General features: G+C 70.6%; 11 protein-coding genes. 8 read left to right on the forward strand and 3 right to left on the reverse strand.

Features of this window, described 5'->3' with window-relative positions:
* Positions 1–104: 104 nt before the first annotated feature.
* The 8 genes from ACEL92_RS14960 to ACEL92_RS14995 all read left to right on the forward strand — a co-directional run bounded on the left by ACEL92_RS14960 (position 105) and on the right by ACEL92_RS14995 (position 9,524).
* Positions 105–584 (forward strand): hypothetical protein, encoded by a 480-nt coding sequence (locus ACEL92_RS14960; RefSeq protein WP_374021524.1) that lies wholly within the window; start codon positions 105–107, stop codon positions 582–584.
* Between the two features lie 5 nt (positions 585–589).
* A complete protein-coding gene (locus tag ACEL92_RS14965) occupies positions 590–1,336 on the forward strand; it encodes a gluconate 2-dehydrogenase subunit 3 family protein (RefSeq protein WP_374021525.1) in 747 nt (248 codons plus the stop codon).
* On the forward strand, positions 1,336–3,039 hold the full coding sequence (locus ACEL92_RS14970) for a GMC family oxidoreductase (protein WP_374021526.1): 1,704 nt from the start codon (positions 1,336–1,338) through the stop codon (positions 3,037–3,039). The genes ACEL92_RS14965 and ACEL92_RS14970 overlap by 1 nt, the downstream gene beginning before the upstream one ends.
* Positions 3,032–4,825, forward strand: coding sequence for a glycoside hydrolase family 15 protein (locus ACEL92_RS14975; protein ID WP_374021527.1), 1,794 nt, complete (start codon positions 3,032–3,034; stop codon positions 4,823–4,825). The genes ACEL92_RS14970 and ACEL92_RS14975 overlap by 8 nt, the downstream gene beginning before the upstream one ends.
* A gap of 17 nt (positions 4,826–4,842) precedes the next feature.
* On the forward strand, positions 4,843–5,850 hold the full coding sequence (locus tag ACEL92_RS14980; RefSeq protein WP_374021528.1) for an SDR family oxidoreductase: 1,008 nt from the start codon (positions 4,843–4,845) through the stop codon (positions 5,848–5,850).
* Positions 5,847–6,953 (forward strand): enolase C-terminal domain-like protein, encoded by a 1,107-nt coding sequence (locus ACEL92_RS14985; protein WP_374021529.1) that lies wholly within the window; start codon positions 5,847–5,849, stop codon positions 6,951–6,953. The genes ACEL92_RS14980 and ACEL92_RS14985 overlap by 4 nt, the downstream gene beginning before the upstream one ends.
* A gap of 74 nt (positions 6,954–7,027) precedes the next feature.
* Positions 7,028–7,732, forward strand: a complete 705-nt coding sequence (locus ACEL92_RS14990; RefSeq protein ID WP_374021530.1) for a PAS and ANTAR domain-containing protein — start codon at positions 7,028–7,030, stop codon at positions 7,730–7,732.
* 19 nt (positions 7,733–7,751) lie between these two features.
* A complete protein-coding gene (locus tag ACEL92_RS14995) occupies positions 7,752–9,524 on the forward strand; it encodes an ABC-F family ATP-binding cassette domain-containing protein (protein WP_374021531.1) in 1,773 nt (590 codons plus the stop codon).
* A 37-nt stretch (positions 9,525–9,561) separates the two neighbouring features.
* Here ACEL92_RS14995 and ACEL92_RS15000 read toward each other — a convergent pair whose 3' ends face one another.
* The 3 genes from ACEL92_RS15000 to ACEL92_RS15010 all read right to left on the reverse strand — a co-directional run bounded on the left by ACEL92_RS15000 (position 9,562) and on the right by ACEL92_RS15010 (position 14,383).
* Positions 9,562–10,053 (reverse strand): STAS/SEC14 domain-containing protein, encoded by a 492-nt coding sequence (locus ACEL92_RS15000; protein WP_374021532.1) that lies wholly within the window; start codon positions 10,051–10,053, stop codon positions 9,562–9,564.
* 111 nt (positions 10,054–10,164) lie between these two features.
* Positions 10,165–11,226: a type III polyketide synthase gene (locus ACEL92_RS15005; protein WP_374021533.1), complete on the reverse strand. Its 1,062-nt coding sequence runs from the start codon at positions 11,224–11,226 to the stop codon at positions 10,165–10,167.
* Positions 11,227–11,353: 127 nt separating this feature from the next.
* Complete coding sequence (locus tag ACEL92_RS15010) at positions 11,354–14,383, reverse strand: type I polyketide synthase (RefSeq protein WP_374021534.1); 3,030 nt, start codon at positions 14,381–14,383, stop codon at positions 11,354–11,356.
* Position 14,384: the final 1 nt, after the last annotated feature.

The following is a 14,384-nucleotide window of genomic DNA, read 5'->3' on the forward strand; positions in this document are numbered from 1 at the left end:
GCAATACATCCCGCACATCCGCGTGGGTCAGCGAGCGCAGCCGATCGGCTGACTCACAGGAAGCAAAAAGCGAGCATGAAGCAAAAAGCGAGGAAGGGAACTCAATGTTGTTGTTAGGCAGCGGCAGTCGGCGCACGGGCGAGGCAGAACACCTCGCCGAGCGGGCGCTGTACGACGTCGCGCACGGCCGCTTCGAACGCTCACTGTCCGGGTTGACGGCCATCGCGGCCGTCGTCACGACAGCGGAAATCTATTTCGAGCACTACAAGGCCAGCTTCGGCAACAAGTGGATGTGGAGCCCGATCGTGGTGACACCGCCCGTGGTGGTCGCCGGAATCGGCGGAGTGTTTTCCCGGCGCTGGGCCAAACTCTGGCTGCCGATCACCGCGGGGGTCTACACCGCCAACGGCCTGATGGGTGAATACCTGCACGCGCGCGGCGTCGCCCGCAAGCCGGGCGGGTGGAAGAACGCGTCCTACAACGTGCCCATGGGGCCACCGATCGCGGCCCCCGGGCTGATGTGCATGGTCGGGGCGATGGGGCTGCTGGCCTCGATCCTGCGGCGCGAGCGGTTCCGGGGCTGACCACGATGGCCGACACCTCTCGCCCCGATCACCTCCCGAACCTGCGCGCGGATCGCAAGCCGCCGCACCCGTCGTGGCTACCGGAGCAACGCCGCGGCGTCACGCCCCAAATGATCGGCCGTTACCCGGATTTCGATGTGCTGGACACGACGGACACCTGGGACAAGGCCACCAAGAAGGTGGTGCTGGCTCGACTGGAACCGCCCGGCCCGCTGCGGTTTTTCACCGCCGAGGAGGAGCCGTGCCTGCGCGCGTTCTGTGACACGGTGCTGGCGCAGGACCGCGAGCCGCGCGTGCCGGTGCCCGAGGTCGTCGACTCCAAGCTGGCCGACGGTCGCCTCGACGGCTACCAATACGCCGACATGCCCGACGACCGCGACACCTGGCGGCTGGTGTTGCGGGGGCTCGACGAGACCGCGTCCAGCCGCTACGCCAAGGCGTCGTTCGCCGACGCCGACCCCGGCACCCGCGAAGCGATCATCGACCAGTTCTCACAGGGCGCCCTGCAGGGCGATGCCTGGGAACGCCTGAACGTCAAACGCGCTTGGTCGGTGTGCATGCGAATGGCGTTGTCCGGCTTCTACTCCCACCCATGGGCGTGGAACGAGATTGGGTTCGGCGGGCCCGCTTACCCGCGCGGGTTCATGCGCCTGGGCGGTGCGACCGGTCCCGCCGCCGCCCGCGAGCCGTTCGAGAAGCGGGGCGCCACGGCCGAGGACCCGGTCCGCGTGGTCGAGCGGGACGAGCTGTGATGGGCGACCGCCTCCGCGGGCTCCTGAGAGGAGCGATCGGACCGAAGGACAACGAATCGCGGTTCCTGCTCGACGTGCATTCGCGCGACCTGCCCGGCGAAAAGACCATGCAGCGCTACCGCGACGACGACGAGGTGGACCTGGTGGTGGTCGGTGCGGGCGCCGGCGGGTCGGTGCTGGCGCAACGGCTGGCGCGCGCCGGGTGGCGCGTGGTGATCCTCGAGGCGGGCCCGTTCTGGCACCCGGACGAGGACTGGGTCTCCGACGAGGCGGGCTCCCATTCCCTGTACTGGACCCAGAAGCGCATCATCGGCGGTGACGACCCGATCGAATTGGGCAAGAACAACTCCGGGCGCGGGGTGGGCGGCTCGATGGTCCACTACGCCGGCTACACCCCACGGTTCCATCCCAGCGACTTTCGCACTTACAGCCTCGACGGGGTCGGGGCGGACTGGCCGATCCAATACGAGGCCATCCGCCGCCACTACGAGCGCATCGAGCTCGAGTTGCCGGTGGCCGGGCAGAACTGGCCGTGGGGTTATCCGCACCGTTACCCCTTCTCGCCACACCCCATTTCGGGCGCCGCCGCCAAGCTCTGGCGCGGGGCGATGCAGCTCGGCATCGAGATGCGAGTCGGGCCCGTCGGCATCGTCAACGGCACTTTCGGTAACCGCCCGCACTGCATCTACCGTGGCTACTGCCTGCAGGGCTGCAAGGTGGCGGCCAAGGCCAGCCCGTTCGTCACCCACCTGCCCGATGCGCTGGCACACGCGGTGGAGATCCGCGCCAACTGCATGGCCGCCCGCGTCGAGCTCGACGACACCGGCGCGGCCCGCGGGGTCGTCTACTACGACGAGGCTGGCGGCAAAGAACGGCTGCAGCGGGCCAAGGCCGTCGCGATCGCCGGCTACTCCATCGAAACGCCGCGCCTGCTGCTGAACTCGGCGAGCGAACGCTTCCCGAATGGATTGGGCAACAACGACGACCAGGTCGGTCGCTACGTGATGGTGCAGGGCGCCACGCAATCCGCCGGGCGGTGGCCCGAAGAGCTCCGGATGTACAAGGCCCCGCCTCCCGAGGTGTCCTCGGAGCAGTTCTACGAGACGGACCCGTCGCGCGGGTTCGCCCGCGGCTTCTCCATCCAGACGGTCTCGCCGCTGCCCATCGGATGGGCCGAACACGTACTCGCGGAGGGGCATTGGGGCCGCGCGTTGCGGGAGTACATGCGCGACTACAACCACTGGGCGACCATCGGAGTGCTCAACGAGTTGTTGCCGCAGCCGGACAACCGGGTCAGCCTCGCCGAAGAGAGGGACCCCTACGGCATCCCGGTGGCCCGGTTCGACTACACGCTGTGCGACAACGACAAGGCCAACATCGCGTACTCCACCAAGGTGATCGGCGACATCCTGCACGCCGCCGGCGCCCAGGACGTGCTCACCATCCAGCGGTTCGCCCACCTGATCGGCGGCGCCCGGATGGGCAGCCGGCCGGACAACTCCGTGGTGGACTCCGATCACCGGGTGTGGGGCGTGCCGAACCTGTTCTTGGCCGACGGCTCGGTGTGTCCGACGCAGGGCTCGGCGAACCCGGCGCTGACCATCATGGCGCTGGCGTCGCGGCTCGCGGAGCGGATGGCGACCGGGAAGATCGGCACGGACGTCGCGGCGAGGCGGCCTGCGGAGGCGGGGGTCCGTGGCTGACCGCCCGATCGACGTCGAGGCGACCTTCTCGCCCCGGGTGTTGCGCGAGTACGCGCTGCTGGCCGACGGGGAGCGCGGTGCCCTGATCGGGCCGCAGGGCGACGTCGCGTGGATGTGCGCGCCGCGCTGGCACTCCGACGCGGTGTTCTCGAACCTCATCGGGGGCGGCGGGATTTACGCGATCACCCCGACCGACGTGCGGCACGTGTGGGGCGGCTATTACGAGCCGGGCAGCCTGATCTGGCGCAATCGCTGGATCACCCGCGACGGCATCGTGGAATGCCGCGAGGCACTTGCCTTTCCGGGCGACCCCGATCGGGTGGTGCTGCTGCGCCGGTTGATCGGCTGCCGCGGCACCGCGGGCGCGCGGGTGGTGCTGCAGCCGAGCGCGGCGTTCGGCCGGCGCGGACCCGGCGAGCCGAGCGTCGACGACGGGGTGTGGAGCGGAAAGTCGGGAGCCTTGCGGTGGCGCTGGGCCGGCGGCTGCGGTGTGCGTTCGGTCAAGGCGGCGCGCGGCCGTGGCGATTTGCTCACGTGCGAGATCACCGTCGACGAGGGCGGTCAACACGACTTCGTGCTGGAGCTTTCCGAACGCGCGCTCCCCGACCGTCCGCCCGATCCCGACACCACCTGGGACGCAACCGAAGCCGCGTGGCATCGCAGCATGCCCGAGCTCAACTGCACCATCGCCCCCCGGGACGCGCGTCACTCCAATGCCGTGCTGCGCGGGCTGACCAGCGGCGGCGGCGGGATGGTCGCCGCCGCGACGATGAGCCTGCCGGAGCGCGCGCACACCAACCGGAATTACGACTACCGCTACGCGTGGATCCGCGATCAGGCCTACGCCGGCATCGCCGCCGCGACGGTCGGGGCGCACGAATTGCTGGACAGCGCGGTCGATTTCGTCGGCGCCCGGCTGCTCGAGCACGGACCCGACCTCAGGCCGGCCTACACCGTCACCGGCGACTGCGTGCCCGGCGAGGAAGACCTCGACCTGCCCGGCTATCCCGGGGGCACCGACAAGGTTGGCAACTGGGTCAACCAGCAATTCCAGCTCGACGTCTTCGGGGAGGCCCTGCAGCTGCTGGCCCGGGCGGGCCACGCCGGCCGGCTCGACGTCGAGGGCTGGCGCGCCGCGCGGACCGCCATCAACGCGATTGAAAAGCGCTGGCGCGAACCGGATGCGGGCATCTGGGAGATCGACGACGAGCACTGGACGCAGTCCCGACTGGCGTGTGTGGCCGGACTGCGCGCCATCGCCAAGGTGGCCGGCGGCGGCCCCGAGGTGGCCGCCTGCGCGCCGCTGGCCGACGCGATACTGGCCGACACCGCCGCCAGCAGCCTGCACCCGCAGCGCGGCTACTGGCAGCGCAGCCCGCGACTGCGCGGCACTGACGCGTCGCTGCTGCTGGCTCCCGTGCGCGGGGCCGTGCCGGCCGACGACCCGCGCACCCGGGCCACGCTGGACGCCGTCCGCCAACAGCTCAGCGACGACGGGTTCGTCTATCGCTTCCGGCACGACGAGCGAGACCTCGGCGACGCCGAGGGCGCCTTCCTGCTCTGCGGCTTCATGATGGCGCTCGCCGAACACCAACTGGGACACGGTCATTGCGCGACGCGCTGGTTCGAGCGCAACCGCGCCGCCTGCGGACCGCCGGGATTGTTCTGCGAGGAATACGACGTCCGGCAGCGGCAGCTGCGCGGCAATCTTCCCCAGGCGTTCGCGCACGCGCTGCTGCTGGAATGCGCGTCCACCCTGGCCGGCGACGCCATCCACCACGACTGATCGAAAGGAGGACTTCGATGACACAGACCGTGGTGATCACCGGAGCCAGCGCGGGAATCGGCCGCGCCACCGCCCAACTGTTCGGGCAGCGTGGGGCGAACGTGGCCCTGCTGGCCCGCGGCGCCGCCGGGCTGGACGGTGCGGCGCGCGACGTCGAAGCCGGCGGCGGCAAGGCGCTGGCCATCCCCACCGACGTCGCCGACCACTCGGCCGTCGTCGCCGCCGCGGACGAGACCGAGGCTGCCTTCGGCCCCATCGACGTGTGGGTCAATGTCGCCTTCACCTCCGTGTTCGCGCCGTTCAGCGAGATCAGCGCCGAGGAGTTCAAGCGTGTCACCGACGTGTCGTACCTCGGGTACGTGCACGGCACCATGGCTGCGCTGGCCAAGATGCGGCCGCGGGACCGCGGCACCATCGTCCAGGTCGGGTCCGCGCTCAGCCAGCGGTCCATCCCGCTGCAGTCGGCGTACTGCGGCGCCAAGCACGCCATCAACGGGTTCACCGAATCGGTGCGGTGCGAGCTGCTGCACGAGCACTCTAGGGTGCGGGTGACTGTGGTGCAGATGCCCGCGGTCAACACCCCGCAGTTCTCCTGGGTGCTGTCCCGGCTGCCCCGCCATCCGCAGCCGGTGCCCCCGATATACCAGCCCGAGGTCGCCGCCCGCGGCGTCCTCTACGCGGCGGATCACCCGCAGCGCAAACAGTATTGGGTCGGCGATTCCACCATGGTGACCCTGTTGGCGCAGAAGTTCGTCGCACCGCTGCTGGACCGCTACCTGGGCCGCACCGGGTACGACTCGCAGCAGACCGAAGAGCGCGTCGGCGCGGGGCGGCCGCACAACCTCTGGCGGCCGCTCGACCAGGAGCCCGGCAGCGACCGCGGCGCCCACGGCGGGTTCGACGACAAATCGCACGCCATGAGCCCGCAACTGTGGGCGTCGCAGCACCCGGTGGTCAGCGGCACCGGCGCGCTCGGCGCGGCCGGGCTGGGCGCGTGGCTCGCGGCGCGCCGGTGGGCACGATGAGCGTCGACGCACCCGTCGACGGCGTCGCCGCCCACGTCTACCAAATCCCTACCGACGCACCGGAAGCCGACGGCACCCTGCCGTGGTCGTCGACCACGCTGGTGCTGGCAGAGGTCACGGCCGGCGGGCGGCGCGGTATCGGCTACACGTACGCCGACGGCGCTTGCGCGGCCTTGATCACCGGGGCGCTGGCCGGCACGCTGACCGGACACAGCGCTCTGGACATCACCGGCGGATGGCAGGCGATGGTCAGGGCGATGCGCAACAACGGCCGGCCTGGATTGGTGTCGTGCGCGATCTCGGGCCTCGACACCGCCCTGTGGGACCTCAAGGGCAAGCTGCTCGGCCTGCCGGTCTGCCGACTGCTGGGCATGGCGCACGAGGCGGTCCCGATCTACGGCAGCGGCGGCTTCACCACCTACGACGAGCGGCAGACCCGCACCCAATTGGACCGCTGGGTCAAGGAGTGGAGGATTCCGCGCGTCAAGATCAAGATCGGCGAGTCGCGGGGGTCCGACGAGCGCCGCGACCTCGAGCGAATCGCCTTGTCGCGCAGCGTGATCGGGCCCGACGTGGAACTCTACGTCGACGCCAACGGCGGCTACCGCCGCAAGCAGGCGATCCGGGTCGCGCACGCGGCGGCCGACCAGGACGTCACCTGGTTCGAAGAACCCGTCTCCTCCGACGACCTCGCCGGGCTGCGCGAGGTGCGCGACCAGGTGACCCCCGACGTCGCCGCCGGCGAGTACGGCTACGACCTGGCTTACTTCAACCGGATGCTCACCGCCCAGGCGGTCGATTGCCTGCAGATCGACGTCACCCGCTGCGGCGGCATCACCGACTGGTTGCGCGCCGCGGCCGTCGCAGCCGCCCACAATGTCGACGTGTCCGGCCACTGCGCACCCAACCTGCACGCCCACGTGGCGACCGCCATCCCCAACCTGCGGCACCTCGAGTACTTCCACGATCACCACCGCATCGAGCACATGCTCTTCGACGGCGCCCTGCCCCCCGACGGCGGCGCGTTGCGGCCGGATCAGCACCGGCCCGGGCTGGGGCTGGAATTCAAACAGGCTGACGCCGAGCCGTACCGGAAAGCCTGATCCGTGCATGGACCCCCGCAAAAGCGGGCATTGATACGCGAGGGACATAGTTACCGATCTGAAGGGCAAGCGCGATGAGCGTGAACTTCGAGGACGAGGCCGTTCAGAGGCGCACCGGGGAGGCGGCCGCGTCGGAGGCGCTGATGCCCGAAGCCGTGGAAGAGGATTTGAGCGCGGTCGACTTGGTGCTGGGGCTGGGCGAACCGCAGCGCGTCGGCCGGTTCCGGTTCTTCCTGGACGGCGAGCGCTGGGAGTGGTCGGACGCGGTCGCGCGGATGCACGGCTACCAGCCGCGGCAGGTGGAGCCCACCACGGAACTGCTGCTCAAGCACAAGCATCCCGACGACCGCGAGCGCGCCGCGGCCGTCCTGGACCGCGTGATGCGGGGCAAGCCGTTCAGCAGCCGGCACCGCATCATCGACACCGGCGGCCGCACCCTCTGCGTCGTCGTCGCGGGCGACCGGATGCTCGACGAACACGGCACCGTGATCGGCACGTCCGGGTTCTACGTCGACGTCACCGAATCGCTGCAAACCGACATCAACAACGTGCTGTCGGCGGTGGCCGACGCCCGCGCCCGCATCGAGCAGGCCAAGGGGGTGCTGATGGCCGCCTATGACATCTCCGCCGAGCGGGCGTTCGACATCCTGGTGTGGCGCTCCCAGGAGACCAACCTGAAGCTGCGCGACCTCGCCAGCCGCTTCCTGGACGCGGTGGCCAGCAAGGCATCGGCCGAGACCCAGAGCGAAGTCGACCGGGCGCTGCTCACCCTGGAGTAGCCGCAGTAGGGTCGGGCCAGTGGCGCACCTATTGGGAGCCGAGGCCGTCCGCCTCGAATATCCGACCCAGCTGGTATTCGATTCGGTCACGCTGGGCGTGAACGACGGCGCGCGCATCGGCATCGTCGGCCGCAACGGAGACGGGAAGTCGAGCCTGTTGCGGCTGCTCACCGGCCAGCTGCGGCCGGATTCGGGCCGGGTGACCCGCCGCACCGGCTTGCGGGTCGGCGCGCTCAGCCAGGCCGACACCCTTGACCCGGACCACACGGTCGGCTGGACGCTGGTCGGCGAAGCGGCCGAACACCAGTGGGCCGGCGACGCGCGGGTCCGCGACGTCGTCGGCGGCCTGGTCTCCGACATCGCTTGGGATGCAGCGATATCCACGCTCAGCGGCGGTCAGCGCCGGCGGGTGCAGCTGGCCCGGTTGCTGGTCGGCGAGTGGGACGTCATCGCCCTCGACGAGCCCACCAACCATCTCGACATCGAGGGAATCACCTGGCTGGCCGACCATCTCAAGCAGCGCTGGGCGCGCAACACCGGTGGGCTGCTGCTGGTGACCCACGACCGCTGGTTCCTCGACGAGGTCGCCACCACGACGTGGGAGGTGCACGACGGGATCGTCGAGCCGTTCGAGGGCGGCTACGCGGCCTATGTCCTGCAGCGCGTCGAACGGGACCGCCTGGCCGCCACCGCGGAGGCCAAGCGGCAGAACCTGATGCGCAAGGAGCTGGCCTGGCTGCGTCGCGGTGCCCCGGCGCGCACGTCCAAGCCCAAGTTCCGCATCGAGGCGGCCAACCAGCTGATCGCCGACGTGCCGCCGCTGCGCAACCCCGTCGAGTTGGCCAAGCTGGCCACCGCCCGGCTCGGCAAGGACGTCGTCGACCTGCTCGACGTGTCGGTCTCGTTCGGTGGGCGCCCTGTGCTGCGGGACGTCGAGTGGCGGATCGCCCCGGGCGAACGCACCGGCATCGTCGGCGCCAACGGCGCCGGGAAGTCGACGCTGCTGGGGCTGATCGCCGGGACCATCACGCCCGACAGCGGACGGGTCAAGCGCGGCAAGACCGTTCAGCTGGCCGTGCTCGACCAGCAGGGCGACGCCCTGGCCGGCCTCACCGACGACCGCATCGCCGACGTGCTGGGCCGGCTGCGCGGCGGCTACGAGGTCGAGGGCCGCGAGGTGACGCCGACCCAACTGCTGGAGCGGCTCGGCTTCGGGCGCGGCCAGCTCTCGGCCCGCATCGGCGAACTCTCCGGCGGGCAGCGGCGGCGGTTGCAGCTGATGCTCACGCTGCTCTCCGAGCCGAACGTGTTGCTGCTCGACGAACCGACCAACGACGTCGACACCGACATGCTCACCGCGATGGAGGACCTGCTCGACTCGTGGGCCGGGACCCTGATCGTCGTCTCGCACGACCGCTACCTGCTCGAGCGGATCACCGATCAGCAGTACGCCGTTCTCGACGGGCAGCTGCGGCACCTGCCCGGCGGCATCGACGAGTACCTGCGGCTGGCGGCCAGGCCGGCGTCTGGGCCCCCGGAGCCGTCGCGGCCGCCGGAGCTCTCGGGGTTGTCCGGGGCGCAGCGGCGTTCGGCCGAAAAGGAGCTCTCCGCGGTCGACCGCCAGCTCGCGCGGCTGGCGGACCGGATCGCCGCCAAGCACCACGAGCTCGCCGAGCACGACCAGTCCGACCACGTCGGACTGACCCGGCTCACCCGCGAGCTTCGCGGGCTCGAGGACGAGGTCGCCGCGATGGAGGGCCGCTGGCTGGAGCTCTCGGAGCTGCTCGAATGACCGCGGCGCCTTGAGTTGGGTCAGACGGGGAGTTGGGTCAGACGGGCCGGTGCCGGTTCTCCCGGCCCGGGAAGAAGAGGAGTCGTCCCAGGCTGGCGGCCGCGGCGAACGATCCACCGACGTAGGCCTTGGCCATGTCCCGGGCTGACACGTCGGCGCGGGCCGGAAGGGAGTCCAGCCAGGCGACCGCGTCGTTGCGCTCGTCGTTACCGAACACCCGCGTCGGACACGGCATGAACCCGGCGATGGCGCGCGACGGTTCCCGGATCCAGCCGACGTCGCTGACAACGGCGCAGCCATCGAGCAGCCGCACGTAACCCGACCCCAGTCGGGTGTCCGCCCATAACGCGCCCGGCGTGATGCGGTCGAAGTCCGGGCCGAATTGGTAGAGCAGCCGCATCCGCCGCCCGGCAGCGCGCGCCCGATGGATCATCGGTGCGAAGACGCGACCGTAGTCGTCCGCGGTGAGGGTCCCGGCCGCCTCCAGGGCCTGGATGCCGGCTGGCATGTTCGTGAGTCGTGTCAGCACAACAACTACTCTCGGCGGGCGTCGAAGGGTGGGATGGCAACAATTTTATTGCTTAGCGCAATAATTGCATAGGGCTATAGTTGCCCGGCTTAGGCCGACGGCCGGAGGCGCTTAGCGCCAGCGCAGTAGCACGAACTCGGCGCTGAATCCCGGCCCCATCGCGAGCATCAGCCCGGGCCCCCCGCCGGGCGGCGGCTTCGCGATGGTGTCTCGCAAAATGTGCAGCACCGACGCCGAGGACAGGTTCGCGACCTCGCCCAGCGAGCGCCAAGTCAGCTCGAGGGCGTCCGGGGGCAGCTCGAGGCTGTTGCCGATCGCGGTGATCACCTTGGGACCGCCGGGATGGGCGACCCAGGCGCCCACGTCGTCCTTGGTCAGCCCGTGGGCGCTCAGGAATCGCCCGACGTCGTCCGCCAGGTAACGGTCGATGAAGTTGGTGAGCTCCGCCGACATCACCAGGTGCAGCCCGGCCGAGCTGACGTTCCAGGCCATGACGTGCAGCGACTCGGGATAGAGCCGGCTGCGGGAATCGACGATGTCGGGCCCGCTCGGGCTCAGCCGCTCGGCGCGACCGTCCCCGACCGCGACCACGGCGGCCGCCCCGTCGCCGAACATGGCGGTGCCCACCAGCCCGGACACGGTGGGCTTGACCGCCGGGAAGGTGAGCGAGCACAGCTCGACCGACACCAGGACGGCGACGCCGTCCGGCGCGCCGCGCAGGTAGTCGTGCAGCCGGCCCACCCCCGCCGCCCCGGCCGCGCAGCCCAGCCCGAACAGCGGCACCCGGCGCACATCCGGCCGCAGGCCGAGCCGCCCGGCGATCCGCGCGTCGAGGGACGGCACCGCCACCCCGGTGACCGTGGTGGTGGCGATCATGTCGATGTCCTGCGGCTGCAGGCCGGCCTCCTCGAGCGCGCCGAGCAGCGCCTCGCAACCGAGTTCGACGGCGTGTTCGATGAAGACCTCGTTCGCCTCACCGAAATCGGTGAGCGACGAGTACCGCTCCAGCGGCAGGACCAGGTGGCGGCTGTTGACCTTGGCGGCGGCGTGCAACCGGCGCACGATCTCCTCGTGTTCGGTCAATGCGGGGAATCCCACGAGCTGGTCGGTGATTTCGGCCTGGCTGTAACGATGCGGCGGCAATGCTCCGAATACACCCGCGACGACGCTCATGCCCGACCCTTTTGCTTGCATCCCAGCTCGAATGGGACTTTCGCCAATTTCCGGAGTTTAAGCGGTTGCCGGTAATGCGGCAAAAGCTCGATGTATTCGACATGTGTCTTATTGCAACGGGATTTGTTCATTCGGTGTCCTGGTTTTTCAGCGCCATCGCGATCAGGGCGTCGGGGCTCAGCTCGTCGATAAGATCGGTGACCGGTTCGGCCACAACGTTTTCCGCGCCGCGCGCGAGCAGGAGAAGTTTGTCGAGCAATCCGGTTCTGCGCAGCTCGGCGAGGGGAATGCTGCGTAGCGCGGACCACACCCTTTCCTCCTCGGATTCCCGGTCCTCCCCGCGGAACAGCTGCTGACGCAAATGGTCGGCCAGCGCCGCGGGAGTGGGATAGTCGAAGATCAGGGTTCGCGACAGGGCCAGCCCGGTCGCCGTCGTCAGCCGGTTGCGCAGTTCGACCCCGGTCAGCGAGTCGAAGCCGAGGTCGGCGAAGGCGCGGTCGCGATCGATGGCCCGGCCGTCCGGATGCCCCGCGACGGCGGCCGCGTGCTCGCAGACCAGCTCGGCCAGTCGCCGATGTTGCTCCCCAAGGGCCAGGGCGTGCAACTGCCCGGCCAGGTCTGGGGACCGGGTTACGTTGGCGGGCGGCGCATCCTGTGCACCGCCCAGCCAGAATCGTTGGCGGGCAAAACCGTACGTCGGCAGGTCGACGCGGCGGCCCCCGGAGTTAGCCAACACGGCCGGCCAGCCTACGGACGCCCCGGCGGTGAACAGCCGTCCGGCCGCCGTCAGCAGCGACTCGACCTCGGGTTCGCCCTTGGGCAGGGTGATCACCGAGATCGGCCGTTCGGTGGTCAGCGACTGGTCCACCGCCGCGCTCAATCCGCCGCCCGGGCCCACCTCCACGAACGCCGTGACCCCGAGGGTCTCGGCGGCGCGCACGCCGTCGAGGAACCGCACCGGCCGGCGCACGTGCTCCACCCAGTACCGCGCGGACCCGTACCCTGGGCCGGCCGGCTCCCCGGACACGTTGGAAATCAAGCAGATTCGCGGCTGTCGCGGCACAACGTCGGAGACCCGCTGGCCGAACTCGTCGAGCATCGGTTCCATAAGCGCCGAATGAAACGCGTGCGACACCGCCAGCCGATGCGTCCGCCGACCGCCGTCCGCCAGCCGATCCGCCACGGCGGCCACCGCGGCGCGCTCACCTGACAGGACCACCGCATTGGGGCCGTTGACCGCCGCGATGCCGACACCATTGCCCAGCAGCGGGGCGACCTCGGCCTCCCCGGCGCTCACCGCCACCATCACTCCATCACCGGGCAGCGCCGCCATCAGCCTGCCACGCGCCGCCACGATGCGCGCCGCGTCGCCCAGCGACAACGCGCCGGCCACATGCGCCGCCGCAATCTCACCGACCGAATGGCCCAGCACCACGTCGGGCGCAACCCCCCACGACCGCCACAGCGCGGCCATGGCGACCTCGAGCGCGAACAAGGCCGGTTGCGCGAACTCGGTGTCCTGCAACAGCTTCGCGTCGGTGCCCCACACCACCGCGCGCAGCGGCGACCGCAGGTGGGGATCCAGCGCCGCTGCGGCCGCGTCGAAGGCGCGCGCGAAGGCCGGGAACCGCCGGTGCAGTTCGCGGCCCATCCCCGGCCATTGGGAGCCCTGGCCGGGGAACACGAAGGCCGTCTTGGCCGCGGGCCCGGCTCGGCCGGCGACCACGCCGGGGGGCGCCCCCCCGTCCGCCAGGGCGCGCGCCAGCGCACTTGGGTCGGCGCCGACCAGGACCGCCCGATGCTCGAACACCGAGCGGGTCGTCGCCAACGACCACGCCACGTCCGCCGCGTGCAGCCCGGGCTCGGCGACCCACGCCGACAGCCGGCGGGCCTGGTTGGCCAGGGCGCGCTCCGAACGTGCCGACAGCACCCACGCGAGCGGCGGCTCGTGCGGTTCGGCGGGCGGATCCGGTTGCGGCGGAGCCTGTTCCACGATGACGTGCGCGTTGGTGCCGCCCATCCCGAAGGACGACACCCCGGCGCGGCGCGGGCGTCCCACCGCCGGCCAGGGCAGCGCGGCGGTGTTCACCCGCAGTCCCGGATGTCGGGAATCGCCGTCGGAGTAGTTGAGGCTTGCCGGCAGCACCGAATGCCGCACGGCCAGAATGGCTTTGAGTAGGCCCGCTACCCCGGCGGCGGCGCCGGCGTGGCCGATGTTGGTCTTGACCGACCCGACGTGCACCGGGCGCTCGCGCGCGCCGAACACCTCGCCCAGCGCCTGGGCCTCCACCGCGTCGCCGACCTTGGTGCCGGTGCCGTGCGCCTCGATGTAGTCGATGTCGCCGCAGCCCACGCCGGCGGCGGCGAGCGCCCGCCGGATCACGTCCACCTCACCGGGGACCGAGGGCACGGTCTGGCCGGCGGCGCTGTGTCCGGCGTTACCCACGGCGCTCCCGCGGATGACCGCGTGGACGCGGTCCCCGTCGCGCACGGCCGCCGGCAACGGCTTCAGCAGCACCAGTCCCCCGCCCTCGCCACGCACGTAGCCGTCCGCGCGCCGATCGAACGCGTAGGTGTGCCCCGACGTCGACAGCGCGCCGAATTCGCGCTCCAGCATTGCGGTTTCGTCGGCCAGGTTCAGGTGGACCCCGCCGGCGATCGCCAGCGCCGACTCGCCGGCGCGCAGGCCCGCGCAGGCGAGGTGCACGGCGAGCAGCGAGGACGATTGGCCGGAGTCGACGGTCATGCTGGGTCCGCGCAAGCCGAAGGCGTACGAGACTCGGTTGGCGATCATCCCGCGGCCGATCCCGGCGAACGAGTGGTGGTCGAGGTTGTCGGCGATGTCGCGCAGCGTGAGCACCGCGTAGTCGTCGGCCATCGCACCGACATACACCGAAACAGCGGCTCCGCGAACCGTTTCGGGCACCACGAACGCGTCCTCGAAGGCTTCCCAGGTCAGTTCGAGGGCCAATCGCTGGCGGGGGTCCATCGCGCACGCCTCGCGCGGCGAGAGGTTGAAGAAGTCGGCGTCGAACTCCGCGACGTCCCCGGGCAACCGCGTCGCTTCCCGCCCGTCGCGGATCAGCTCCCAGAACTCGCGGGGGTTCGCTGAGCCGGGGAATCGGCACGCCAAGCCGATGACTGCGACGTCGGTCATG

Source organism: Mycobacterium hainanense (genome assembly GCF_041890355.1).
Taxonomy (GTDB): Bacteria; Actinomycetota; Actinomycetes; order Mycobacteriales; family Mycobacteriaceae; genus Mycobacterium; species Mycobacterium hainanense.